General features: G+C 69.0%; 20 protein-coding genes. 10 read left to right on the forward strand and 10 right to left on the reverse strand.

The genetic code is table 11. The annotated features are described in order from the left end of the window. Positions 1 to 14 precede the first annotated feature (14 nt). Complete coding sequence (locus tag SD37_RS07365; RefSeq protein WP_201788871.1) at positions 15 to 6,311, forward strand: non-ribosomal peptide synthetase; 6,297 nt, start codon at positions 15 to 17, stop codon at positions 6,309 to 6,311. A gap of 260 nt (positions 6,312 to 6,571) precedes the next feature. On the opposite strand, the gene SD37_RS07370 is transcribed toward SD37_RS07365, so the two are convergent. Further along, a complete protein-coding gene (locus tag SD37_RS07370; RefSeq protein ID WP_044852413.1) occupies positions 6,572 to 7,831 on the reverse strand; it encodes an HNH endonuclease signature motif containing protein in 1,260 nt (419 codons plus the stop codon). Between the two features lie 263 nt (positions 7,832 to 8,094). On the opposite strand from SD37_RS07370, the gene SD37_RS07375 reads away from it, so the two are divergent. The 7 genes from SD37_RS07375 (at position 8,095) to SD37_RS07405 (ending at position 14,911) form a co-directional block, all read left to right on the forward strand. Further along, on the forward strand, positions 8,095 to 8,835 hold the full coding sequence (locus tag SD37_RS07375; protein WP_044852414.1) for a class I SAM-dependent methyltransferase: 741 nt from the start codon (positions 8,095 to 8,097) through the stop codon (positions 8,833 to 8,835). Beyond that, the gene (locus SD37_RS07380; protein ID WP_418189804.1) at positions 8,825 to 9,910 is read left to right on the forward strand and encodes a FecCD family ABC transporter permease; all 1,086 of its coding nucleotides are present in this window, start codon (positions 8,825 to 8,827) and stop codon (positions 9,908 to 9,910) included. Before SD37_RS07375 ends, SD37_RS07380 begins: the two co-directional genes overlap by 11 nt. Continuing rightward, complete coding sequence (locus SD37_RS07385) at positions 9,910 to 10,698, forward strand: ABC transporter ATP-binding protein (protein ID WP_083254893.1); 789 nt, start codon at positions 9,910 to 9,912, stop codon at positions 10,696 to 10,698. Before SD37_RS07380 ends, SD37_RS07385 begins: the two co-directional genes overlap by 1 nt. After that, a complete protein-coding gene (locus SD37_RS07390; protein WP_044852417.1) occupies positions 10,695 to 11,678 on the forward strand; it encodes an ABC transporter substrate-binding protein in 984 nt (327 codons plus the stop codon). Before SD37_RS07385 ends, SD37_RS07390 begins: the two co-directional genes overlap by 4 nt. Beyond that, entirely contained in the window at positions 11,675 to 12,730 is a 1,056-nt protein-coding gene (locus SD37_RS07395; protein WP_044852418.1) for a cysteine synthase family protein, read from the forward strand. Before SD37_RS07390 ends, SD37_RS07395 begins: the two co-directional genes overlap by 4 nt. After that, positions 12,727 to 13,929: an ATP-grasp domain-containing protein gene (locus SD37_RS07400; RefSeq protein ID WP_044852419.1), complete on the forward strand. Its 1,203-nt coding sequence runs from the start codon at positions 12,727 to 12,729 to the stop codon at positions 13,927 to 13,929. The genes SD37_RS07395 and SD37_RS07400 overlap by 4 nt, the downstream gene beginning before the upstream one ends. 67 nt (positions 13,930 to 13,996) lie before the next feature. Then, on the forward strand, positions 13,997 to 14,911 hold the full coding sequence (locus SD37_RS07405) for an SDR family NAD(P)-dependent oxidoreductase (protein WP_044852420.1): 915 nt from the start codon (positions 13,997 to 13,999) through the stop codon (positions 14,909 to 14,911). A gap of 2 nt (positions 14,912 to 14,913) precedes the next feature. Here the strand turns inward: SD37_RS07405 and SD37_RS07410 are convergent, their stop codons facing one another. Continuing rightward, positions 14,914 to 15,501, reverse strand: coding sequence for a hypothetical protein (locus SD37_RS07410; protein ID WP_044852421.1), 588 nt, complete (start codon positions 15,499 to 15,501; stop codon positions 14,914 to 14,916). Positions 15,502 to 15,557: 56 nt separating this feature from the next. Continuing rightward, positions 15,558 to 16,175: a TetR/AcrR family transcriptional regulator gene (locus SD37_RS07415; RefSeq protein ID WP_044852422.1), complete on the reverse strand. Its 618-nt coding sequence runs from the start codon at positions 16,173 to 16,175 to the stop codon at positions 15,558 to 15,560. Positions 16,176 to 16,270: 95 nt separating this feature from the next. Between SD37_RS07415 and SD37_RS07420 the strand changes: the two genes are divergently transcribed. Beyond that, positions 16,271 to 16,975, forward strand: coding sequence for an SDR family NAD(P)-dependent oxidoreductase (locus SD37_RS07420; RefSeq protein WP_044852423.1), 705 nt, complete (start codon positions 16,271 to 16,273; stop codon positions 16,973 to 16,975). A 192-nt stretch (positions 16,976 to 17,167) separates the two neighbouring features. On the opposite strand, the gene SD37_RS07425 is transcribed toward SD37_RS07420, so the two are convergent. Together SD37_RS07425 and SD37_RS07430 are read right to left on the reverse strand one after the other, a co-directional pair. Beyond that, positions 17,168 to 18,070 (reverse strand): sterol desaturase family protein, encoded by a 903-nt coding sequence (locus tag SD37_RS07425; protein WP_044852424.1) that lies wholly within the window; start codon positions 18,068 to 18,070, stop codon positions 17,168 to 17,170. 47 nt (positions 18,071 to 18,117) lie between these two features. Further along, positions 18,118 to 18,855, reverse strand: a complete 738-nt coding sequence (locus SD37_RS07430; RefSeq protein WP_236725288.1) for an AraC family transcriptional regulator — start codon at positions 18,853 to 18,855, stop codon at positions 18,118 to 18,120. A gap of 457 nt (positions 18,856 to 19,312) precedes the next feature. Between SD37_RS07430 and SD37_RS07435 the strand changes: the two genes are divergently transcribed. Further along, entirely contained in the window at positions 19,313 to 19,954 is a 642-nt protein-coding gene (locus tag SD37_RS07435; RefSeq protein ID WP_044852426.1) for an SRPBCC family protein, read from the forward strand. Positions 19,955 to 20,008: 54 nt separating this feature from the next. Here SD37_RS07435 and SD37_RS07440 read toward each other — a convergent pair whose 3' ends face one another. The 5 genes from SD37_RS07440 to SD37_RS07460 all read right to left on the reverse strand — a co-directional run bounded on the left by SD37_RS07440 (position 20,009) and on the right by SD37_RS07460 (position 24,606). After that, positions 20,009 to 21,223, reverse strand: a complete 1,215-nt coding sequence (locus SD37_RS07440; protein WP_044852427.1) for a WXG100 family type VII secretion target — start codon at positions 21,221 to 21,223, stop codon at positions 20,009 to 20,011. After that, positions 21,220 to 21,552: a type VII secretion target gene (locus SD37_RS07445; protein WP_335622505.1), complete on the reverse strand. Its 333-nt coding sequence runs from the start codon at positions 21,550 to 21,552 to the stop codon at positions 21,220 to 21,222. The genes SD37_RS07440 and SD37_RS07445 overlap by 4 nt, the downstream gene beginning before the upstream one ends. Next, positions 21,549 to 22,085 carry a YbaB/EbfC family nucleoid-associated protein gene (locus SD37_RS07450; protein WP_044852429.1) on the reverse strand — a complete coding sequence of 179 codons (537 nt, stop codon included), beginning with the start codon at positions 22,083 to 22,085 and terminating at the stop codon, positions 21,549 to 21,551. Before SD37_RS07450 ends, SD37_RS07445 begins: the two co-directional genes overlap by 4 nt. A gap of 416 nt (positions 22,086 to 22,501) precedes the next feature. Next, the gene (locus SD37_RS07455; protein WP_236725289.1) at positions 22,502 to 23,701 is read right to left on the reverse strand and encodes a serine hydrolase domain-containing protein; all 1,200 of its coding nucleotides are present in this window, start codon (positions 23,699 to 23,701) and stop codon (positions 22,502 to 22,504) included. Positions 23,702 to 23,712: 11 nt separating this feature from the next. Then, positions 23,713 to 24,606 carry an alpha/beta hydrolase gene (locus SD37_RS07460; RefSeq protein ID WP_145926546.1) on the reverse strand — a complete coding sequence of 298 codons (894 nt, stop codon included), beginning with the start codon at positions 24,604 to 24,606 and terminating at the stop codon, positions 23,713 to 23,715. Between the last annotated feature and the right edge of the window lie 25 nt (positions 24,607 to 24,631).

Genomic DNA, 24,631 nt, shown 5'->3' on the forward strand with positions numbered 1-24,631 from the left:
GAAAGGACTTTTCCGTGTCTGTCGAAGATTTGCGCGGGCAGGTCGCCGAACTGCTCGAACTGGACGAGATCGGCGCCGACGACAACCTGATCGAGCTGGGGATGGACTCGATCACGATGATGCGGCTGGCCGGTGGCTGGCGGAAGGCCGGGGCGAAGGTCAAGTTCGCCGATCTGGTGACCACGCCGACCCTCTCGGCCTGGGAAAAGCTCCTCGCCGACGGCGCCCCGGAACCCGAGCCGGTGTGCGAGTCCACTGTGGACGAATCGGGAACCTTCCCGCTGGCGCTCATGCAGCACGCCTACTGGGTCGGCCGGGAACCGGGACAGCGGCTCGGCGGGGTCGCGGCGCACTTCTACCACGAGTTCGACGGCACCGGCGTCGAACCGGGCAGGCTGGAACCGGCGGTGCGCGCGGTACTCGCGCGACACGGGATGCTGCGGGTGGTGATCAACGACGACGGCACCCAGCGCATCGCCGAACCGGGTGGCTGGCCGGGTCTGCGGGTCCACGACTTCCGCGACGTCACCGACCTCTCTGTGCTGGACGAGCTGCGTGATCGGCTGTCCCATCGCCGGATGGACATCGGCGCGGGCGAAGTGTTCGACGTCCAATTGTCATTGCTGCCGGACGGCCGCACCCGGACGCACGTCAACCTCGACATGATCGCGGCCGACGCGCTGAGCCTGCGGGTCCTGCTGGCCGATCTCGCCCGCGCCTACCGGGGTGAACCGTTGCCGCCGCTGGACTACAGCTATCCGCGTTACCTGGCCGAACGCCGCCGTGCCGGTGCGGGTGCGGAGCACTGGCGGGACAGGCTGCCGACCATGCCCGGGGCGCCGCAGCTCCCGGTCGCCGGGCAGCCCGGTGCCACCGCCCGGGTGACCCGGCTGCACCGGAAGCTCACCGCGGACGAGGTCCGGACGCTGGAACACGGCGCCCGGCGTCACGGCCTGACCACCGCCATGGCACTGGCCGCGGTCTTCGCCGAGACGCTGACCGCGTGGAGCGCCGAACCCCGGTTCCTGCTCAACCTGCCGTTGTTCGACCGCGATCCACTGCACGAGGACGTCGATGCCCTCGTCGGTGACTTCACCTCGTCGGTCCTGCTGGAATGGGACGGGAGCGTGCCGGGCACCTTCGCCGAACGCGCGCGGAGGTTGCAGGACCGGTTCCACACCGACGTCGCCTACACCGGGTACTCCGGCGTCGAGGTGCTGCGCGATCTCTCGCGTTCGCACGGGGAACAGGTACTCGCGCCGGTGGTGTACACGAGCGCGCTCGGGCTGGGCGAGTTGTTCTCCCGCGAGGTCCGCGAGTGTTTCGGCGACGCCGTCTGGATCATTTCGCAAGGCCCGCAGGTGTGGCTGGACGCGCAGGTCACCGAACTCGACGGCGGCCTGCTGGTGAACTGGGACGTCCGCGAGGACGCGTTCGTCCCCGGGGTGCCGCAGGCGATGTTCGCCGCCTACGGCCGCTTGCTCGATCGGCTGCTCGCCGGTTCCGAGGCCTGGTCGAAGCCGGTACCGCCGTTGCTGCCGTCGTCCCAGGCCGAGGTGCGCGCGATCGCCAACGACACCACGGTCGACCGGCCCGCGCACACGCTGCACGAACCGTTCTTCTCACTCGCCGAGGCGAATCCCGGCGCTCCCGCGTTGTTGTGGGAGACCGACGGCGTCATGAGCTATGGCGAACTTTCCGCGCGGGCGCTGGAGGTCGCGGGGTATCTGCGTTCATGCGGAGTCGACGCCGGTGACCTCGTGGCGGTGTCCTTGCCCAAGGGACCGGAGCAGGTCGTGGCGGTACTCGGGGTCCTCGCCGCGGGCTGCGCGTATGTACCGGTCGGGGTGGATCAGCCGCCCGCGCGCCGCGAACGCATCCTCTCGTCGGCGGGCGTCCGGTTCGTACTCGACTCGCTCCCGTCGTCCGGGGATCCCTTGGCGAGACCCGAGTTCGGCACGGAACTCGCGTACGTCATCTACACCTCCGGGTCGACGGGAGAGCCGAAGGGAGTCGAGATCTCCCACGGGGCCGCGGTGAACACGATCGACGACCTCAACGCCCGCTTCGAAATCGGCGCAGGGGATCGGACGCTGGCGTTGTCCGCGCTGGAATTCGACCTCTCCGTGTACGACATCTTCGGCCCGCTTTCGACGGGTGGCGCGGTGATCTGCCCGCGCGACACAGGTCGCCGTGACGCGACCGTCTGGGCGAAGCTGGCGCGGCGGCATCACGCGACGGTGCTCAACTGCGTCCCCGCGCTGTTGGACATGCTGATGCTGGTGACCGAAGAGCTGCCAGGGCTGCCGCTGCGGGTGGTGCTGCTCGGCGGCGACCGGGTGACCACGGATCTCCCCGGCAGGCTCGCCGCCCGCGCGCCCGGCTGCCGGTTCGCCGGTCTCGGCGGGACGACGGAGACCGCGATCCACTCGACAGTCCTCGAAGTCGGAGTCGTCGATCCACAGTGGACTTGCGTACCGTACGGGACACCGCTGGACAACGTCGTCTGCCGAGTGGTGGACGGCCTCGGCCGGGACCGGCCGGACTGGGTCCCCGGCGAGCTGTGGATCGGCGGCGCCGGTGTCGCGCTCGGCTACCGGGGCGATCCGGACCGCACGGCGGATCGCTTCGTCGAGGTCGACGGCACGCGCTGGTATCGCACGGGCGACCTGGCCCGGTACCTGCCGGACGGGACGCTGGACTTCCTCGGCCGGGCCGATCATCAGGTCAAGCTTCGCGGCCACCGGATCGAACTGGGGGAGATCGAAGCCGCGGTGGCCGCGCATCCCGAGGTGTCCCAAGCCGTCGCAGTGGTGACCGAGGACGGCAGGCTGGCCGTCGCGATGGTCGGTTCGCCGGAAGGGCTCACGGACTTCCTCGCCCAGCGCCTGCCCGCGCCGATGCTGCCGGACGTCGTCGTCGCACTCGACGCGTTCCCCTTGACCGCCAACGGGAAGATCGACCGGGCCGCACTGCGGCGGAGGCTGGCCGAACATCGCGACGAGCGTCCGGTCACCGCACCGGAAGGGGAGACCGAACGCCTGGTCGCCGCCGCCTGGGCCGAGATCCTGCGGGTCCCCGGGATCGGTCGCGAGCACGACTTCTTCGCGTTGGGCGGGGATTCGCTCCTGGCCACCCGGCTGATCGGCAGGCTCCGTTCCGACGGCTTGACCGGGGTCTCGCTGAGCGCGTTGTTCGCCGCCCCGGTGCTCAGGGACTTCGCGGCCTCACTCGGAATCGACAGATCCATTGTGGACAGAGGTGTCCTGGTCGCCGATCCGGAGAACCGGCACGAGCCGTTCCCGCCGACACCGGTCCAGCGCGCCTATTGGCTCGGCCGGGACAGCGGGTTCACCCTCGGCGGCATCGGCTGTCATTTCTATCGCGAGTACGACGTCGACGATCTCGACGTGCCGCGGCTGGAGGACGCGCTCGGAAAGCTGATCCGGCGGCACGAAATGCTCCGTGCGGTCTTCGACGAACGTGGTGATCAGCGGATTCTGCCGGAAGTACCCCCGCTGCGGGTGGAAGTGACCGACGAGACGCCCGAAGCGCTGAGGGAGGCCTTGTCCCATCAGGTTTTCGACCCGTCCTCCTGGCCGCTCTTCACGGTTCGCGGAGTACGGCATGGCAACCGGACCAGGCTCGCGATCGGCATGGACAACCTGGTGCTCGACGCGCTGAGCATCCTCACCTTCTACGCCGAACTCGCGGCCCTGTACGAGGATCCAGACGCCGAGCTGCCGCCTGTCGACCTGTCGTTCCGTGACTACGTCCTCTCCACCCCGCCTCCTTCCCCGGCGGCGGAGCGCTATTGGAGCGAGCAGCTGCCGACACTGCCGCCCGCCCCGCAATTGCCGCTGGCCAAGGAACCGGCCGAGGTCGGCGTGCCGCGCTTCAGCCGTCGCGCCGCCGTCATCGAGGCCGGCCGGTGGACGAAGATCACGGACCAGGCGCGGGAGCACGGCGTGACGCCGTCGGCGGTGCTGCTGAGCGCGTTCTCCGAGGTGGTCGGCCGGTGGAGCGCCCGTGCCGACCTCACGCTGAACCTCACCTTGTTCGACCGCCGCGAGGTGCATCCGGATATCGGCCGGGTGATGGGCGACTTCACCTCGTTGCTGCTCGTCGGCTACCGGCCCGAACCCGGCGACGGCTGGCTGGATCGCGCCCGCCGAGTGCAGGAGGAACTGTGGGCGGCGCTGGACCACCGCGACGTTTCGGCCGTGCACCTGCGCCGGGAGCTCGCCCGGGCCACAGGCGACCCCGAGGTCGTCATGCCGGTGGTGTTCACGAGCGCGCTGGGCGTGGGCGCGGACCGGTCGTCCGGCGGGCTGTTCGCCGACCAGGTCTGGGGTGTCTCGCAGACCCCGCAGGTGTGGCTCGACCACCAGGTCACCGAGGCCGACGGCGGGATCGCGATCAACTGGGACGCCGTCGACGAACTGTTCCCGCCGGGGCTGCTCGACGTGATGTTCGAGGCGTACCTGAAGCTGATCGACCTCCTGGTGACCGAGGACTGGCGTGCGCCGGTGGCCGATCTGCTGCCCGCCGCCCAGGCGTCGGTGCGGGCAGCGGTCAACGCCACCGAAGGCCCGCTGCCGGAGCGCGCCCTGCACGCGGACTTCTTCCGGCTGGCCGCCTCGGATCCCGGCCGTGTCGCGCTGGTGGGAAGCCTGACCTACGGCGAACTCGCCGAACGGGCCCTGCGGACGGCGTCCGCGCTGCTCGCTCAGGGGGCACGACCCGGCGACCGGATCGCGGTCGTGCTGCCGAAGGGCCCGGAGCAGGTCGTCGCCGTGCTCGGGGTGCTCGCGGCAGGATGCGCGTATGTGCCGATCGGCGTCGACCAGCCGCCCGCCAGGCGTAACCGCATCCTGAAACTGGCGGAGGTCCGGCTGGCGATCACCGACGACACGTCCCGGGCGGGCACGGCCGTCGCCGTCGTCCCGGCCGCCGCGGCGTCGTTCCCGCCGTTGCCCGCCGCGGCGATGCCCGATCCCGACGAGTCGGCGTACGTGATCTTCACGTCGGGCTCGACCGGCGAGCCGAAGGGCGTCGAGATCACCCATCGGTCGGCGTTGAACACCATCGACGACCTCAACGCGCGCTTCGACGTGGGCGGGGACGACCGGGTGCTCGCCGTGTCGGCGCTGGACTTCGACCTGTCGGTGTACGACGTCTTCGGCCTGCTCTCCGTGGGCGGCTCGATCGTCACGATCGACGAGGACGACCGTCGCGACGCGCGGCGCTGGCACGAACTGGTGACCGGGCACGGGGTGACGATCTGGAACACCGTGCCCGCGCTGCTGGACATGCTGCTGGTCGTCGCGCCGTCGGTCCCGTCGCTGCGGCTCGTGCTCGTCTCCGGTGACTGGGTCGGCCTCGACCTGCCCGGCCGGGCAGGCGACCTCCGGTTCGTCGCGCTCGGCGGGGCGACCGAGGCGTCGATCTGGTCGAACTTCACCGAAGTGACCGAGGTGGACCCGCCATGGCGGTCCATTCCGTACGGGAAACCGTTGCGCAACCAGGCTTTCCGGGTGGTCGACGACCTGGGACGCGACTGCCCGGACTGGGTGCCCGGCGAGCTGTGGATCGGCGGCGCAGGTGTCGCGCGGGGCTATCGCGGCGCCCCGGACCTGACCGCCGACCGGTTCGTCGAGGTCGACGGCACGCGCTGGTACCGGACCGGCGACCTCGGCCGCTACTGGCCCGACGGCACCCTGGAGTTCCTGGGCAGGCGGGATCAGCAGGTGAAGATCCGCGGCCATCGGATCGAACTGGGCGAGATCGAGGCGGCGCTGCTCGAAGCGCCCGGCGTCACGCAGGCCGTCGCCGCGGTCCACGGCACGGGCGCGGACCGGCGGCTGGTCGCTGCCGTCACCGGAACGTCCGAAGTGGACAGTGTCCTCGCCGACGCCGCCACCAGGTTGCCGTCGCATATGGTGCCGGAACGCCTCGTCCCGGTGGACCGGATCCCGCTGAGCACCAACGGGAAACTCGACCGCGCCGCGGTCGCCGCACTGGCCGCGCCCGCGCCCGTCGAGGTCATGGAGGAGCCGCAGGGGGAATGGGAACCGGCGGTGGCCGGGCTGTGGAGGGAACTGCTGGGGCTGGAGACCGTCGGGCGGCGGCAGAACTTCTTCACACTCGGTGGCGACAGCCTGCGCGCGACCCGGATGCTGGAGACGGTGCGGCAGCGCTACGACGTCGTCCTGCCGCTGCGGTCGCTGTTCGCCGAGCCGACGGTGGAGGGAGTCGCGCGAGAACTGGCCGCCTTGGTGCCCGGCGAATCAGAGGAAGGAACCCTCTGACCCTTCGCCCTCCATGCATTTAGTCGACTAACCGCGGCCAGGTAGTGAAGGAGGCATTCACGCGCTACAGGACTCGGTCACGCCACCTTTGACTTACCCCTCACTAGAACGGCGCTTAGCACTCACGATCCACCCGGTCCGGTGCGGTCGGGGAGCGCGTTTAGTCGGCTAAATGCGCTCAGGGCTTGGCCGAGGGGGTGTGGGCATGGCGAGGGGCCCGTCGCCGGTGTGGCTGGCGCGGGCTCCTCGGTGGTGCGGGGTTAAGCAACGGCGCGGTGGAGGGTGTTGCGCCGGGTTCGTCGTAGCGGGTCCAGATACTGGGGTGGAATGAACTCGGGTAGCCCATCGGCTGCCATGCGGACTTCCCAGTCGCCGTGGTGGATCAGCCGGTGGTGGAACCCGCACAGCAGGGTCAGGTTCCGGAGATCGGTCGGTCCGCCGTCTGCCCAGTGGTGAATGTGGTGGGCGTGGCAGTTCTTCGGCGGCCGATGACAGCCCGGGAACGCACAGCCCCCGTCCCGGATGTTGAGGGCTCGGCGTTGACCGGGGGTGACGAACCGTCTCAGGCGCCCGACATCCAGCGGCTCACCAGCCGCGTTGAGAACGACCGGCAGCATCAGACAGTCGCAGGCCGCCATGCGGGCCTCGCGGGCGGTCATTGTTCCGACGTAGTCCACGCAGGCGGTGCCGAGGCCGGACTTGAGTTCGTCGAGGCCGACGGTCACATGCACCAGGGTCCGGTAGCCGGAGGTCCCCGGTCGGTCGGGGCAGGCGATCGCCAGGTCGACCAGGTCCACCCACGCATCACCCAGACGTTCGGACTTCGTCCGCAGATCGGCCTGTCCGAACTCGTCCACTGGGCGCGGCGCGGCGTGGGCCTCCAGGGCGGCGGCGGTGCGGGCACCGGCTTCGTCGTCGAGGAGGCCGTTCAGTTTCCAGAACCCGTCCTTGCGGCGCTCCAACGTCAACTCGCGACGCGGCTGCTTCGGCTCAGGCTCCTTCGGCTCAGCACCATCGGGGTCGAGCCAGCCGAGTATGTTCTCCTCGGCTTCCGCCAGCTGCCGGGGACCCGCGTGCCGGGCCAGCTCGGCCAGAGTCTTCTCCGCGCTCTCCCGGTCCTCTGCCGACGTATCGAGCGGCAAGCTCGCCAGGAAGTCCAGAATCTGCTGGATCCGCTCGTCCCCGACCGCCCCCTCCGCAGCCGCAGCAGCGGTAGCGGGCGCGGAGGGCGGAAGCTCGGTCCCATCCAACCCTCGTGTGGGATTCAGCGCGATCGCGCGATTCACCACAGGCCGCGCTTCACCGAAGGAAAGCCCCGCCACATCGGCGAACCATTTGATCGTCGATCCGTACCCGTACAGGTCTTTCGCGCCCCGAGACTCGATCTCCGCCAGATACTGCCCCAGCCCAGCGGTGGCGACCCTGATCACCTGCAGGAACTGTTGCACGCCATGGGCAAGCTCCAGCTTGCCGGCGCGCCACAACTCCTGCGGCAACTCGGGAAGGATCGTCTCGGACACGACTCCATAATACCAAAGAAATTCGAACACATGTTCGTAATTTTAAGCAACAATAAAACGACGAACTTAATACTGAAGAGTGATTCGCGGGGAACGGCACGGCTACGCTGCGAAGCGGAACGTCGGCGGTCCAGACCACTGCCGCCCGGCACGCAGCGTGGCGAACGTGATCACTCCACGAGAAAGGTCGCCACCCCGGGAACCGAGGACGACCTTCCGACGACTTGTGGGGCTGGATCCTGTGGCCCGGCGAGCGGAGAGAGATGCACTGGTACGAGGACGACGACCTGTGGGTCGGCTTCGCGGACGTGATGTTCCCGCCCAGCCGGGCCGAAGAGGCCGAGCGCCTGACGGCCACGTCGCCGCTGCTCAAGGTCGCCGAGGGCGCGAGGGTGCTCGATCTCGCGTGCGGCCCGGCGACCCATGTCCTGCCGCTGGCGAAGAAGGGCGCCGAGGTGACCGGCGTCGACCTCAGCCCGGCCATGCTCGAACGCGCGCGCGAAGCGTGTGAAGCGGCCGAAGTCAGCGTCAAGCTCGTACAGGCCGACATGCTCGAGTACGTCGAGCCCGGCGCGTACGACCTGATCATCAACATGTACACGTCGTTCGGCTACTTCACCGAGCCCGGCGACAACCGGACGGTGCTGCGCAACGCCTTCACCAGTCTCGCGCCGGGCGGCTCGCTGCTGGTCGACGTGCTCGGCAAGGAGGTGCTGGCCGGTTGGGTGGGCCGCCCCCAAGCGGTCGACATCGACGGCGGGACGGTGTTCATGCGCGACACGATTCTCGACGACTGGACCCGCCTCAAGACCGACTGGACCCTGGTCCGGGACGGCGAAGTGAAGCAGGCGTCGATTCTGTCCTTCCTGTACAGCGCCGCGGAACTGAAGGCGCTGTTCGAGGCGGTGGGCTTCACGGACGTCGAGTGCTTCGGTGACTTCGACGGCTCGCCGTACGACGACAGCGCGCGCCGCCTGATCGTGCGTGGCGTCCGTGCGGGCTGAGCCGCTCCGCCTCTTCGCGGAGCCCGACGACGAGACCGTCCGATCGCTCCGGCTCACCGGTCCGGTGATCCTGCTGTCGGCGGCACTCGTGCTTTCGCTGGTCGCGGGCATCGCGCTCGGCCCGACCACCGTCGCCCTCCCGGATGTCCTGCGCTACCTGGGAAAGGCGATCACCGGAGGCACCATCACCGCCGACGACGTCACCGGGTACTCGATCGTCTGGCAGGTCCGCACCCCGCGCGTCCTGCTCGCGGCCGTGGTCGGCGCCGGGCTCGCGGTGGTGGGGGTCGCGGTGCAGGCCCTGGTGCGCAACGCCCTCGCCGATCCGTTCGTGCTCGGGATCTCCTCGGGTGCCTCGGTCGGCGCGGCCGCGGTCGTGGTGTTCGGCCTGTTCGCCGGGCTCGGGGTGCTGGCGCTGTCCACGGCCGCGTTCCTCGGGGCACTGGGCGCGACGGCGCTGGTGTACCTCGCCGCCCGCAGCAAATTCGGCCTGACGCCGCTGCGTCTCGTGCTCACCGGCGTCGCGCTCACCTACGCCTTCCAGGCCGTGATGAGCGTGCTCGTCTACCTCTCACCGAACGGCCAGGCCGCGCAGACTGTGCTGTTCTGGCTGCTCGGCAGCCTCGGGGCGGCGACCTGGGCGTCCCTGCCGCTGGCCGCGCTCGGGGTGGTCGTCGCGATCGTGGTCCTCCTGCGCTACGGCACCGCGCTCGACGTCCTGTCCATGGGCGACGAGACCGCGATCAGCCTGGGCATCGACGCGGCGGCGCTGCGCCGCTGGCTCTTCCTGCTCACCGCGATCGTCACCGGGTTGCTGGTGGCGGTGAGCGGATCGATCGGGTTCGTGGGGCTGGTCCTGCCGCATGTGGTGCGGATGGTCGCCGGTTCGGGGCACCGTCGCGTACTCGCGCTCGCCCCGCTGGTGGGCGCGGTCTTCCTGGTCTGGGTCGACCTGCTCGCCCGCACCCTCGTCGCGCCGGAGGAGTTGCCGCTCGGCGTGATCACCGCGCTGATCGGCGTCCCGGTGTTCCTCGTGGTGATGCGGCGCCGCGGTTACGCGTTCGGGGGCCGCTGATGTTGTCCCTGCGCGAACTGTCGGTCGAAGTCGCGGGTTCGACGTTGATCCGCGCGCTCAACCTGGACGTCGGCGCGGGTGAGGTCGTCGGCCTCCTCGGGCCCAACGGCAGCGGCAAGTCGACAGCGCTGCGTTGTGTCTACCGGGCGCTGACGCCGTCCAGCGGCGTCGTCCTGCTCGACGGCGCCGACATCGCGGAGCAGGGCCTGCGCGACACCGCCCGCCGGATCGCCGCGCTCACCCAGGACAGCCGCGCGGATCTGGATTTCACCGTCGAGGAGGTCGTCGCGCTCGGCCGGTCGCCGCATCAGCGCGGTAACCTCCGGCTCTCGGCCCGCGAACGCGCGCTGTGCCGGGAAGCGTTGCGCCGCATGGACATCACCCACCTCGCCCAGCGCAGCGTGCTGACGCTTTCGGGCGGCGAGCGCCAGCGGGTGCTGGTGGCGCGGGCGCTGGTCGGGGAGCCGGAGGTGCTGATCCTCGACGAGCCGACCAACCATCTCGACGTCCGCCATCAGGTCGAACTGCTGAAGTTCCTGCGCGACTGCGGGCTCACCGTGCTCGTCGCGCTGCACGACCTGAACCTCGCCGCCGCCGTCTGTCACCGGATCGCGTTGCTGCGCGGTGGATCCCTCGCCGCCTGCGGCACCCCGGCCGAAGTCCTCACGCCCGAAACGGTCCGCGCGGTGTTCGGCGTCCAGGTCACGCCGGTGACCCATCCCGCGACCGGCGCACTTCAGCTGCTCTACGACCTTTCGACCGAAGAAACCGAGGGGATCTCACGATGAAGCCGTCCAGGGTGACCGCGCTCCTCACCGCGGCACTGCTCCTGAGCGCCTGCGGTGCCCAGGTCGAAGCCGGGCCCACCGCGCCGGCGCAGGCCACGGTGACCAACTGTGGCGCACAGGTCACTTTCCCCGCGCCGCAACGTCCGGTGGCCTACGACGTCTCCGGCGCCGAGAAGATGTTCGCGCTCGGGCTCGCCGGCCGGATGCGCGGGTACGTCATGAACTCACTCGGCGACCCGTCGATCGCCGGTTCGCCGTGGAAGGAGGACTACGGGCGGGTCGAACGGCTCGGCACCTCGCGGGTCACCCGCGAGATCCTGGTCAACGCCAAGGCGGACTGGGTGATCGCGGGATGGAACTCCGGGTTCAGCGAGGAACGCGGGATCACCCCGAAGCTGCTCGACCAGGTCGGCATCCGCAGCTATCTGCATACCGAGACCTGCTGGGAATACCCGGCGGCGAAGGCCGAGGTGACGCCGTTGGAGGCGCTCTACACCGATCTGCGCAACCTCGGTGACATTTTCGGCGTCCGCCAGCGGGCCGACGAACTGGTCGCGGAACTGAAGGGGCGCTTCGACAAGGTCCGTGCCGGAGCGCCGAAGACCCCGCCCGCCAAGGTGTTCGTCTACGACTCCGGCACCGATCAGCCCTTCACCTCCGGGAAACACGCCGCTCCCAACGACATCATCGACGCCGCGGGCGGGACGAACGTCTTCCGTGAGCTCCAGGACGGCTGGGGCAGTGTCGGCTGGGAAGCGGTGGTGAAGGCGGAGCCCGAGGTGATCGTCGTGGTCGACTACGCCGACCAGCCCGCCCAGGACAAGATCGCGTTCATCAAATCGGCGCCACAGCTGAAGAACACGCCCGCCGTACGCGACAACCGGTTCCACGTCATCTCCTACGGCGATCTCGTGAGTGGGCCGCGCAACGCGGCTGGCGCCGAATCGCTGGCCGCGTACCTGCGTTCGATCGGCCGGTGATCGCAATGACCGGGCTGATCCACGACCACGTCACCGACGCGATCAAGACACCGGCGCTGATCCGCATCGCGCCGAACATCGTGCTGCTCCGGTTCGAAACCCTCAAGGTCTACGCGGCGCTCGGCGCGGTCCGGTCGCTGCTCGCCGACGGTGTGGTCCGAAAAGGACAGACGCTGATCGACAGCTCCAGCGGGATCTACGCGCTCGCGCTGGCGATGGCATGTCACCGTTACGGCCTGCGGTGCCACATCGTCGCGTCCACCACCGTCGACCTCACGATGCGTTCGCAGCTGGAGATCCTGGGCGCGACGGTGGACCAGATGCCGCCGTCGGAGGACCTCCGCCTCGATCAGCGGCGCCGGGTCGCCCGCGTGCACGAACTGCTGGAGCGCCATCCGGACATGCACTGGATGCGCCAGTACCACGATCCCGTGCACTACCTGGGCTACGGCGAGGTCGCCGGTCTCGTCGCCCGCGCCTTGCCGTCCGGGCCGCTGACCGTCGTCGGCAGCGTGGGCACCGGCGCCTCGACCGGCGGGATCGCCCGGTGCTTGCGCGAACGCGATCCGGACGTCCGCCTGATCGGGGTCCAGCCGTTCGGCAGCGTCACGTTCGGCAGTGAGCGGTTCACCGATCCGGACGCGATCATCGCGGGGATCGGCTCGGCCATCCCGTTCGACAACGTCGACCACGAGCTGTACGACCGGATCCACTGGCTGGACTTCGTGCACGCGATGGCCGCGACCGTCGGCCTGATGCGCGAGCACGCCGTGTTCGCCGGGCTTTCCACCGGTGCCGCGTATCTCGTCGCGGGCTGGGAGGCCGCCCGTAACCCGGATCGGACCCACGTCGTGATCGGTGCCGACACCGGACATCGTTACACGGCAAGGGTCTTCGCCCGGCATCGCGAGGCGCTCGATCCGGCGGGGCTCGCGCCGCGTGAGATCGCCTCACTGGACGACCTCGCCCTGCCGTGGGCGGCGATGGACTGGCGGCGGCGCCGCTTCGGGAAACCCGCACAACCGTTGTACCGGAAGGAACGAGCGTCATGACCATCGTGCTGCTGGAAGCGCTCACCTTCGGCCTGGGCAGGCTGGCCGACGCGGCGGCGGAGGCCGGGCGGAAGCTGGTGCTGTTCACCGGAAACCGTGACATCTACCGCTACGAACTCGGGATGCTCGGCCCGGACAGGGTCGAGGTCGTCGACATCGACACCACCGATCTCACGGCCTGCGAAGCCGCGTTGCGCGCCATCCCGGATCTCGCGGGGATCATCAACTCCACCGACACCTGGGCCCTGCCGGGCGCCGAACTCACCGCCCGATTCGGCCTGCCCGGTCCCGACGTGGCGGCCGTCCGCGTACTGCGGGACAAGGGCGCGGTGCGCGAGTTGCTGTACGAACACGGGCTCACCCGCGGCCGACCGGCGCCCGTGATGGTCGCGGAAGAACTCGGCTTCCCTTTGGTGGTCAAGGATTCCTCGGGTACGTCGTCACGCGGGGTATGGCTGGTCCGCGACGCCGCCGAACTCGAACGAGTCAGGCTGGCGGCGAAGGAAACGCAGCTCAAGGGGCATCTGATCGCCGAACCCTATTTCGCCGGTCCGCTCTACAGCGCCGAAACCCTTACCTGGCAAGGAAGGACCAGGCTGCTCGGGATACTGTCCCGTCAGTTGTCGCCGGAACCCGTGCGGCGCGAGGAGGCCGCCGCGTTCCCGGTGGCCTTCCCGCACACCGAGCACGCCCAGCTGGCCGAATGGATCGGCCAGGTGCTCAAGGCCGCCGGGCACGAGCAGGGCTTCGCGCATACCGAATTCGTCCTGACCGCCGACGGGCCGGAGGTCGTCGAGATCAACATCCGGATCGGCGGGGCGATGCTCGGCGAGGCGCTGTGCCGGTCGCTGGGCACCAACGTCTATTCGGCGATGATCTCCCTGGCACTCGGCGAAGAACCCGCACTGCTCACCCAGGAAATCGGCGGCGGACCCGGGATCGGGTTCGTCCTGGCGTATCCCGCGATGGAAGGTGTGCTCAAGGGCTGGTCCGGGCTCGATCGGCTGCCCGGCCTGCCCGGCGCGCCGGAGTGGTACCCGACGGCGAGTCCCGGTGACGAGATCCGGCACCTCGCGGATCAGCGGTCCTGCACCGGGATCGTGCTGGCCGAGGGGCCGACGGCGGAACTCGCCCTGCATCGTGCGCTCGCCGCGGCGGGCGGGATCACCCCCGAGATCGAGCCGTTCCCCGGTTCTTGAGAGTTCTCTCAGATGGATAGCTCTACTTTCTGTTTCGGGAAGTGAAGCTATCCATCTGGGAGGAACTGTGGGCGAAGCAGTGGGCAGGCGGGCGGTACTCGGGGGTGCGGCGGCCGCCGGTGTGGCGATGCTGGCCGGGAACACCGCCACGGCGCAGGAAGCTCAGCGAAGCAGGGGCCGGTTCGCGGGCAAGGTCGTGCTCGTCACGGGGGCGACGTCGGGCATCGGCCGCGAGACGGCCATCGCCTTCGCCGCGGCCGGCGCCAAGGTCGGTTTCTGTGGCAGGCGGGAAGAACTCGGCCGCGAGGTCGAGCGGGAGATCCGCCGTGCGGGCGGGGAGGCGACCTATCTCAAGGCGGACGTCCGGGTGCCGGAGCAGGTCCAGGCGTTCGTGGACGACGTCGTCCGCCGATACGGCAGGCTCGACATCGCGTTCAACAACGCCGGGATCCATCTCGCGAAGCCGGTGCACGAGATCTCCCTCGACGACTGGGAGGACGTCCAGCGCACCAACGCGCGCGGCATGTTCCTCGCGATCAAGTACGAGGTCCCGCATCTGCTGAAGGCGGGCGGCGGGGTGATCGTCTGCACGGCGTCCTCGCAGGCGGACCATACCCGGCCCGGCCACGCCGCCTACACCGCGAGCAAACGGGCCGTCCAGGGCCTGGTGCGCGCGGCCGCGCTGGACTACGGCGCCAAGGGTATCCGGGTGCTTTCGATCGACCCGGGGACGACCGACACGCGGCTGGTGCGCCCACCGGGGCTCCCGGACGACCTGTGGGCGCAGTTCAAACAGGCTTGGGGGCCGCTGAACGTCCACGGCCTGCGGAGGATGGGCGAGGCCAAGGAGATCGCTGCCGCCGTGCTGGCGTTGTCCTCACCGGACTTCGCCTACCTGACCGGTACTTCCGTCCTCGTCGACGGCGGGTTGAACGCCGGGCGGCCGATGACGATGCCGCCCGGCTTCACCCCGCCGGCCTGAGTTCAGGAGGAAGGAGCGCATTTCTTGGCGGCCGCGGCGGCGGCCAGCAGTTCCGGCGAGTCCATTTTGAGGTTCGCGAAGGGATCGGTGGTCTCCGTCAGCGGCTTCTGAGCCGCTTCCAGGGCTTTGAGTCCCTGGTCCAGCGCGGTTTTGCTCTTGGACGCGTCGAGTTTCCGTTTCCCTTCGGCCGCCGCGTCCCGTGCCGCGACAAAGCGGTCCACAGTGGACTTCTTCGCCGCGTCCCCGCCCGGGATCGGTGACGCGGGCAGGGTGGCCAGCTCGTCGACGACCTTGCCCGCGAGTCCGGCGCGAACCCCGAGGTCTTCGCTCAGCCAGCTGCGGGTCACCTCGACACCCGATCCCTGCTTGCTCGCGTAATCGTTGCTGGCCTTGATATAGCCGAACAGCGCGCCGCACATCCCGTCGAGCCAGGCCACCGTCTTCGAGTCGGGCCCGGCAGGGGACGTGGGTGCCGGGGACGACGGGGTGACGGTGACGGTCGCGGGTGCCGCCTGCGGCGCTTCCCCCGAACACGCCGTCACCACGGACAACGCACCTATCAGGGATACGAGCAGAAGTTTCGTCTTCATGGGATCTCCCTCCGGGGTGAATACGCACCGAAGGGGCCGGAGGTTGCCACGGCTTCTCAGCCGCAGTCCCCCATGAGCCGCGCCAGCTCCTCGGGCCGCAACGGTGGTTCCGGCAGCCGGCTCGCGGCCGTGGCCCGCATCCCGTCGAACAAGAGCGCGAGGTGGCGGCGCCAGACCTCCGGGCGGACGGCCGCGGTCGCCTCCACCGTGCGCGCGATGCCCCAGGTCACGAAGGCCATGTCCTCCAGGGTGAAGTCGGCGCGCAGCGCGCCGCTCTCCTTGGCGCGGTCGACGATCCGGGTCATCAGCTCGTACCCGCGTTCGTGATCGCCAGCCGGCGGTGGCCGGGTCGAGGCCAGTTCGTTGTAGCCGCGGTCCGTGGCCTGCAGTTCGCAGATCCGTTCCACGAAATGCGTCAGCCCGGCCCAGGGGTCGTCGAGGGCCAGCGCGTGTTCCGCGATGCTCACGACGGTCTTCGTCCGGTCCGCGAACACGGCGTTCACCAGCTCCGCGCGCTGGGGGAAGTGGTTGTACAGCGTGCCGATGCTGACGCCCGCCGTCTTGGCGATCTCTTCGAGCGCGACGTCGAGACCGCGCACCGCGTAAAGGCCCCTGGCGGCCTCGACCAGCAGGTCGCGGTTGCGCTGAGCGTCCTTCCGCAGTGGTTTGGCCATGCCGGGATCCTAGCCAAGTTGAAGGCAGTCTCAAGTTGTGTGTACCTTCGAAGAAGTTGAGGGCATCCTCAACTTAATTCTTCTGGGAGGACGACATGACCAAGACGCTCGCGATCTTCGGCGCCGGACCGGTGCTGGGGCTGTCGCTCGCGCGGCGCTTCGGCCGGGAGGGGTTCCGCGTCGCGCTGGTCGCGCGGACCACGAAGAACCTCGACGCGCTCGTCGCCGAACTCGCCCGCGACGGCATCGAAGCGACGGGGTTCGCCGCCGACGTCTACGAACCCGAGCAGATCGAGGCGGCCGTCGCCGCCATCGGGCGGATCGACGTGGCCGCCTTCAATCCCGGCGGCGGGAACATGGGGGAGGGCATCGTGCCGGTGCTCGACGTCGATCCGGACAACCTGCGGCTGATCCTCGACCGGTTCCTGGTGTCCGCGGTGGCGCTGGTGCGCGCCGTGCTGCCGGGGATGGCCGAACGGGGCGACGGCGCGATCCTCTTCACCGCGGGACAATCCGGTCTGCACCCGGCGCCGTTCCTCGGGAACGCCGGGATGGCGCAGGCCGCGCTGCGGAACTACTTCCACAATCTGAATTCCGTGCTCGCCGAGAAGGGCGTCTACGCCGGAGCCGTCAACGTCGGGGCGCTGATCGAGGGCAGCGTTCCGCATCTGACGCTCACTTCGGGGCCGCTGGACTTCGAGCCCGAGGTGATCCACCCCGACGTCTTCGCCGACGCCTTCTGGAAGCTCCAGGCCGAGCGCGACGCGCCCGAAGCGCTGGTCGGCTCGTTCGGGAAGTAGCTCCGGGCGTCCACAAGAGGGTGCGCCCGGTTTTGCTCGTCCGGCTGCTGTACACGGCCGGGGCGGACCCCATCGGCTGGTTCTCCCGGCGCTGCGCGACGGAGGCGCCGCGGCGGCTCCACGTGCTTGCCGCGCTGACAAAACACGTGAGCTCGCTGCAGGCGGTGGCCTGCAGCGAGCTCACGCGGGCGGTCAGTGTGAAGTGGGCGCTGCCGGTTCGGTGGGCGCCTTCGCGTCGTCGGACGTGCAGGCCCCGCTGGAACGAAATGGTTCGGCGAGTTGGGCCAAGTAGGCGTCCGGATAGTTGGGCTTGGCGGCCATACCGAGGTCGTCGCTGGTGAATTGACGCTTGGGATCGTAGGAGTAGGTGCCGAGCAGGTGATCCCAGAGCAGTGTGAACAGTCCGAAGTTGACGTCGCCGACGCCCGCCCATTTCAGGTGATGGAAGCGGTGAGCCTGGTTCAGCGCCAGCACGAGCCGCAGCGGCCCGACCCGATAGTCCACATTGGAGTGTTGCAGCAACAGTTGCACGACGGCGCAGAGTGCGACCGCGTAGGCCACACTGGTGGGCATGCCGAGGAGAATCAGCGGGGTGAATCCCACGGCGGTCTCCAGGGTCTGGTGCAGTGGGTGTTTCATCAGCCCGTTGAACCCGTAGGCGCGTTTCACGCTGTGGTGCACCGCGTGCAGCCGCCACAGTGCCGGAATCTTGTGGCTGGCCAGGTGGACCAGCGTGATCCCGAGATCGGCCACGAGAATCGCGGCCAGCACCTGCACGACGAACGGCCACTCGCCGGGCCAGATCCCGTCGAACGGGGTGATCGCGGTGAGCACGGGCACCACGGCAAGACTGGCGATCGTGAGAGATTCGTTGACCGCCGCGTGGACGGCATCGCGCCGGTCGTCGCCACGCGCCGCGTTCCACTCCTGCCGGTAGGGCAGGACGCGCTCGGCGGCGAAGGACACGGCTATGGCCAGAAAGACCAGACCGACCAACCATAACTTGGAAGCCCCGGCCGCGGCGATGGCGACGCCGGCGCCGTTGACGGCAAGGAGCATGAACGGCACGTAGCCGTATCTGACGAGTGTTCGCATGCCCAAAGCCTGCTGGTCACAGGCGGGCGGCGGCTTGAACGAACTCGCTAACCCTCGCGATCCGGCTCACACCAGCGCACCGTGCCGACCAGATGTGAGGGCGCCAGGCCGAACATCTCGTGGCTGACACGGGTGAGATGGGCACTGTCGGCGAACCCGGCGGCATGCGCCGCCGAGGTCAGCGTTCCACCCGCACGCGCGTGATCGATCGCGCGCTGGAGCCGGGCCCACCGCACATACGCGCGAAACGGCAATCCGAGTTCTTCGCCGAACAGGTGTCCGAGTCGCGATGCCGACAGACCCACGGCCGCGGACAGCCGAGCGAGTCCGGCCTCACCGTCGAGCATCGACGGCAGCAGGGCCATCGCCTGGCGCAGCGCCGGGTGCACCGAGCGCGGCGGAATGTCACCCCCGACCTCACCGAGCAGCCGGTCCGCCCACTGCGCTGGTTCGAGGGAGGACAACTCGACGTCGGGTGGTGCCAGCCCCGCGGCGGCCCATGCCGCGGCCGAGTCGACAGGCAGCCCGGTCCGCCGCACCCGCGCGGTCAGCGCGTGCCCGGTGACCCCGGCCGGATCGACGAACACGAGCAGCCCGGCCGAGCCGCCGACCATCTCGTGTTCCGCACCCGCCGGAATCACCATCGAGCCGCCGCGGGCCCTGTCGCCCGACGCGTCGCGCAACTCGACCACGTCACGAGTGGCGACGATCTGCACCGCGGCGTGCCGATGCCGGTGCGCGGACGCGATCTCACCCGCGTAGATCAGCATGCCGGGACGGAGCATCGCCCGTCCCTGCCAGGTTCTCCGGCGAGTCAACATCGGTCACCCTCGATTCCATCGCCCACCAAGGTGCGTTGACATGTGTGGCTCACCGCAGCTTGCCGAGAGTAACGGTTGGCCGACTCGGTGACAGTGGCCGGTCGGCCGCCACCGACGTGGAGGACAGCCGTGCCATCGGACATCTCTGGTTGTAGAGAGTAAGCCCAATATGGCGTGGTTCTGACTGGGCGGCGGGAGTCAGCAGCACGCTGCTTGTCCACAAGGGACACTCGTGGGACGCGCCGTGCCTTATCGAGGAGCCTTCACGCGCTACAGGACTCGGTCACTTCACTTTTGACTTACCCCAGTTAGAACCTCTCACTCTTCCTCTTGACACCCACCTCCGCCTGATTATAGCTTCTAACTACAGCAAGAACCATTAACTCGGCAGGCGGGAGCAGCCGGGGATCGGAGGAAGATCATGTTCGGAACTCGCACCGGAGCGCGCGCCGCCCTGCTCGCGCTCCCGTTGGCCATCGCCGGGGTCCTCGGCGGCACGGTGCCCGCCCAGGCCGCCGCTTCCGCTCACGACACCAAGCCCGCTTCGCTTACCTGCCAGGGCAAAGGCATCGATCCGGCGGCCCAGGTGCACTATCGGACCGAGACCTTCATCAAGGCGTCGCTGCGCACGATCTGGAATCTGCAGACCGATGTGGAGGCTTGGCCGTCCTGGCAGAACCCCGTCATCCCCATCACCATGAAGCGCCTGGATCCGGGGCCGCTGCGTAAGCATTCCCAATTCCAGTGGACCATTCCGGTCCCGCCCGGCACTCCCTTCCCGCCCGGCGACGTGGTCATCACCTCGACCGTCCGACAGCTCCAGTCCGGCAAGTGCATCCGCTGGACCGGCCCCCTCGACGGCCCCGGCGGCATGCATATCGACGGCATCCACGTCTGGAACTTCGTGAAGGTCCCCGGCGGCGTCATCGTCCGCACCGAGGAGAGCCACACCGGGCCCCAGGTCGACAAGGACGTGCCCACTTCCACCGAGATGCTCGGCCAAGGCCTCGAAATCTGGCTGAAGGACCTCAAGACCGCCGCCGAAGCCGGCCCTTGCCGCTGACCGGAAACACGGAAGCCCCGTACCGCGAACGGTACGGGGCTCCGGTGCCGGTGATCATTCCGGCGGCGGCTCTTTCGCGGCGGGCGGGATGGACTTCATCATCTCGATGACGGTCTTGCCTGCCATCCCCGAGGCGCCGTAGGTCGGGTCGCTCAGGATCTTGACCACCTTTTCCAGCACTTCCGCGCTCTTGCCGAGCCTCTTGGTCAGCTCGGGCATCGGCATGCTGGTCCAGTAGTCGAACTTCTTCATCATCTCCGGGGTGGCGTCGGGCATCTTCGACAGCTTGTCCCGCACCACCCAGGTGGCGATGTCGCTGAGCTTCTTCGGTTTCTCCGTGGACAGGCCGGGCTTCTTCACGTCCTCGATCGGCTTGTGCCCACCGGCGCCGCCGCTCGGCGGTGGTTTGGCACCCCCGGAACCGGGCTTGGGCACCTTGATCTTGTCGATGTTGCCGCTGAGCTTCAGCTTGACGACCTCGTCGGCCTTTCCGCGCGTCTTCGCCAGCAGCTTGAGCATCTCGGCGAGCCGCTTGGCGACGTCGGCGATCTGCTTGGCGATCTTGGCGATGGCCACGCCGACCGTGGTCATGATGGAGGTGATCGCCGCGATGATCGAGCCGCCGAAGGTGACGGGTGCCAGTGCCACCGCGACGATCGCGGCCTTGAGGATGCCCGCGAGGGTCATGGCGATGATGTCGCGGACGATGCCGCGGACGGCACCGATCATGGCACCCGCGATGCCCATCTGCTTACCGGCGAAATTGACGTAGTCGGAGAGCGCGTCGATTTGCGCGGCCACGCCCTCCATGTCGGTCCGGAACTGGTCGGCGGCCGCGCCCTCCCAGGACTCCATGAGGTCTTTGGTGGCTTTCGCGTGGTCTTCCGACCACTGCTTCACGGCCTGGCCCTCGGCGTAGATCGCCGCCTTGGCCGCCTCGATGCCCTTCGGGTCGCCCAGCAGGAAGTCCAGCGGCCAGCGGAAGATGACGATGTGCTCGATCAGCCAGCCGATCCCGGCGGTGAGCAACGATCCGATCGGATCGAGGACCATGCCGAGGATCTCGATCGCCATACCGGCCGAGGCCATGCCGATGCTGAGGCTGTCGCCTTCGTCGACCGCCCTTTTCAGGCCGAACGCGGAATCGAAGAAGCCCGCACCCGCGGTGTCCCCGCTGCCTGCGAGGAAATTGTTCTTCGGATCCTTGAAGTCGTCGGCGTGGACCCCGCTGCCGTTCCCGAAATCGTTGCGGTGGTATTCGTCGCTCACTTGACCTTCACGTCCCCGATCCCGTCACCGGCGGCGGTGATCAGCTTTTCGGTTTCCTGTTCGTTGGCTTCGTACTTCTTCGCGGCGTCACGCACCTTGTCCGAGAACTCCTGGACGTTCTCCGAATACTTGTGCAGCTGGTCGCGCGCCTTGGCGCAGTGCATGCTCGCGCCCGCACCGTAGGCCTGGCCGCCGAAGATGCCGAAAAGGCCGGGGTCGGCGACGCAGCTGCCCACCATGTCGGCGCTCTTCTGCAGCGCTTCTTCGAGTTGGTCGAGATGGGTGGCGTACTTCTTCAGCGCCTCCGTCGTGACGTCGAATCCGCTCACCACGGGCTCATTTCGTCGTCGTCGGGGCTGGCGGGCCGCCGGGTCCGCGGTGCCGGTGGCTTCGGCGGGCTCGCTGGCGGTGGTGGCGGGGTCCAACGGCCCGGTTGCGGCGGCTCGTCGTGCGCCTCCGGAGCCCACTTGTTCTGCTCCGGGTGGTCCGGGACGGCTTCCTCGTCGTCCTCGATCTTCGGCAGGAACGTGCGGACCAGCTGCGCGGCCTCGTCGTCGCCGTTGATCTCGGTGTAGGACTCCGCGACCCGCACCGCGGTCATGCGCTGGGCCTCGCGCACGGTCTGCATGACGAGCGCGGAGAGTCTCGCCGGGCCCAGCGCGCACGCCCGGTTGCCGAATTCGATCGAGCTCAGCGAGCCGTTCGCCTCGACCTTCACCGTCACCGAACCGTCCGCGGACCGTGCCGTGGAGGCGGACGCGGTGAACGCGGCGGCCAGGGCGCCGGCCTTTTCCTGGAGTTTCCTGGCCTCCCGCTCCAAGAGCAGAGCGAAGTCCTCGCCAGCTTCGAAATTGGGGTGCATGCGCCGCCTCGGGCTCGATCCGACAGGGTCGCCACTGGGGAAGGGGCCGACGACGCGGAGCCTAGGGCAGCGCCGCCGATTTCGCGGACCACCGGGCATCAACCTTGCCCGTACGAACCTTGCGCCTTGCCCGAGAACGCAACTCCAGCGTCGGCACCGCTGGCCGGTGAGGTGGTGGTTTCGCGGCTGCGGGGCTTGACGATGTGGGAATCGGGACATTGAGTGTCCAGATTCCCACATCGTCGCGCGGGGACCCTGACCCTGAAGGCAGGGAAGGAGGCCTTCACTACCTGACAGCAGGCAAGTGCCTCGATCACCAGGTCAGGTGACAACAGGGTGCGCCCGGTTCGACGACCGCCGGCAGCGGCGCCAGACTCGCGACAGCGCCGAGGACCTACAGGACCATCACGGCGGCGTCAGTCGCGGACATCGCACATCGCGCGCTGCTTGAAGGCCGACAGCGCGCCGTCGATGGGGTGGGGCTGCGGATTCCCGGAGGAGTCCAGCTTGTTCCACCGCGACAGGTTCACCGCGAAGGACATCTGCCGCTTCCCGTCGGCTCGGATCCAGGACTCCGACTGCGCTCCCCAGGTCGAGCCGTCGTGGCCCCAGAAGGTCCCGCAGCCGGGGATCTCGGCCTTGTGCAGCCCCAGGCCGTAGTCGATCAGCTGCCCGTCCTGGGCGATGACCGGGACCGTCTGCTGCATCTGCGCCAGCGACGACCGGTTCACGATTCCGCCGGCGAGTAGCTTGCTGAAGAAGCGGTCGAGGTCCTCGACGGTCGAGACCAGACCGGCTCCCATCATCACCCAGGACATGTTGTAGACGCTGTAGTCGCGCGGCGGGTCGACCAGGCCGAACAGTGCCTCGTACATCCGCGAGTGCGGCCCCTTGATCCACGGACCGTCCGGAAACTCGGTGTGCCGGAGCCCGGCGCGCTCGATGACGTTGCGGGTGATGTACCGCTCGGCCGTGGTGCCGGTCACCCGCTCCAGTAGCTCGCCGAGCAACAGGTAGTTGGTGTTCGAGTACACCCCAGGGGTGCTCCCGGGCTCGCCGGTGGCGGGCGCCTGGACCCCCATCTCGATCAGGTCGGCCGTGCGGAACTGCTTGAACCGGTTGTCGTCCACGCTCTGCGCCGAGATATCCGGCAGCGAAGGCCACGCCTTGAACGACGGGTACGCATAGGGGAGGTATTCGGCGAGGCCGCTGGTGTGGTTGATCAGCATGCGAACCGTGATCTTCTTGCCGCGTTCACCCGGCACCAGGTGCGGCAGGTAGCCGCCGATCGGCGCGTCGAGCCGGATCCGGCCCTGTTCGACCTGCTGCAGGACCGCGGCGGCGACGAAGGTCTTGGTGATGCTGCCGACGCGCTGTCGCATGTCCGCCCGGATGGGGCGGCCGGTCCGGACATCGGCGACCCCGGACGCGCCGCGCCAGGTCTGGCCCGCATCGCGCACCTCGGCGTACACGCCCGGCATTCCGGCGCGATGCACAGCGTCCAATGTGGACTGCAGTGCGGCGCGATCGAGACTGGGCGTGGGGGCCGCTGCCGCCGTGCTCGCACCGACGACCAGTGCGGCCACGCTTGCCATTGCCACCAGTTGGATCTTCAAGATTCGTCCTCTCAATGGGCCAGGGCGCGGCGCACGGCCGCGGTGATTTCGGCGAACTGCCGCTGCGAGACCTCGGCGGGGACCGCCCCCGATCCGTGGAAGGTGCCGGGCCACTGGTGCAGCTCGACCGACACGCCCGCCTGCAGCAGCCGCAGCGCGTAGGCGATGCACTCGTCACGGTTCGGGTCGAACTCCGCGCTGGCGATGTAGGCCGGTGGCAGGCCGGACAGGTCGGTGGCCCGAGCCGGTGCGGCGTACTGCGTGGCGGGCGTGGAGCCCAGGTAGTACGTCCATGACCGGGCGACCTTGTCGCGGTACAGCCAGGGCGTGTCGGTGAAGTTCCGGGCCGACCACGTCTCCAGCCGGTCATCGAGTCCGGGCTCGTTGAGCACCTGGAAGCGGATCGCGGGTCCCTGTTCGTCGCGAGCCCGCAGCGCCACCGCGGCCGCGAGGTTCGCGCCCGCGCTGTGGCCTCCGACCGCGATCCGTTCCGGGTCGATGCCCAGTTCGGCCGCGTTCTCGGCCACCCAGGTCAGCACGGCGTAGACGTCGTCGAGGGCGGCCGGGTACGGGTGCTCGGGGGCCCGGCGGTAGCCCACCGAGATCACCACCGCGCCTGCCCCGTCGGCGATCCGGATCGCCAACGGGTGCTCGGTGTCCAGGTCGCCGATGACATGTCCGCCGCCGTGCGACCAGATGATGGCGCCCTGTGCCTGGAGAGGGCGATAGATCCGCACGGGCACGTCCGGATCGGCGGGCACCGTGCGGTCCTCGATCTCCATTCCGGTCGTGTCCGGTACCGGCCGCGCGCCTGCCAGCTCGGAGTAGATCTTGCGGTCGGCGACCGGGTCGGTCAGGTCGGCCCGCGGGAAGAACGGGACGAATGCTTCAAGTTCGGGATCCATGTCGACCATCCTTCTGGTCGCCACC

The organism is Amycolatopsis orientalis, assembly GCF_000943515.2.
GTDB classification, from domain to species: Bacteria; Actinomycetota; Actinomycetes; order Mycobacteriales; family Pseudonocardiaceae; genus Amycolatopsis; species Amycolatopsis orientalis.

Bases quoted from the DNA above. Each gene is read 5' to 3' on its own strand.
- SD37_RS07415 (WP_044852422.1), bottom strand. From the start codon at position 16,175: ATGGCCAAACCACTGCGGAAGGACGCTCAGCGCAACCGCGACCTGCTG.
- SD37_RS07430 (WP_236725288.1), bottom strand. From the start codon at position 18,855: ATGCTCCGTCCCGGCATGCTGATCTACGCGGGTGAGATCGCGTCCGCG.
- SD37_RS07460 (WP_145926546.1), bottom strand. From the start codon at position 24,606: ATGGATCCCGAACTTGAAGCATTCGTCCCGTTCTTCCCGCGGGCCGAC.
- SD37_RS07425 (WP_044852424.1), bottom strand. From the start codon at position 18,070: ATGCGAACACTCGTCAGATACGGCTACGTGCCGTTCATGCTCCTTGCC.
- SD37_RS07450 (WP_044852429.1), bottom strand. From the start codon at position 22,085: ATGCACCCCAATTTCGAAGCTGGCGAGGACTTCGCTCTGCTCTTGGAG.
- SD37_RS07390 (WP_044852417.1), top strand. From the start codon at position 10,695: ATGAAGCCGTCCAGGGTGACCGCGCTCCTCACCGCGGCACTGCTCCTG.
- SD37_RS07420 (WP_044852423.1), top strand. From the start codon at position 16,271: ATGACCAAGACGCTCGCGATCTTCGGCGCCGGACCGGTGCTGGGGCTG.
- SD37_RS07375 (WP_044852414.1), top strand. From the start codon at position 8,095: ATGCACTGGTACGAGGACGACGACCTGTGGGTCGGCTTCGCGGACGTG.
- SD37_RS07435 (WP_044852426.1), top strand. From the start codon at position 19,313: ATGTTCGGAACTCGCACCGGAGCGCGCGCCGCCCTGCTCGCGCTCCCG.
- SD37_RS07400 (WP_044852419.1), top strand. From the start codon at position 12,727: ATGACCATCGTGCTGCTGGAAGCGCTCACCTTCGGCCTGGGCAGGCTG.
- SD37_RS07385 (WP_083254893.1), top strand. From the start codon at position 9,910: ATGTTGTCCCTGCGCGAACTGTCGGTCGAAGTCGCGGGTTCGACGTTG.
- SD37_RS07410 (WP_044852421.1), bottom strand. From the start codon at position 15,501: ATGAAGACGAAACTTCTGCTCGTATCCCTGATAGGTGCGTTGTCCGTG.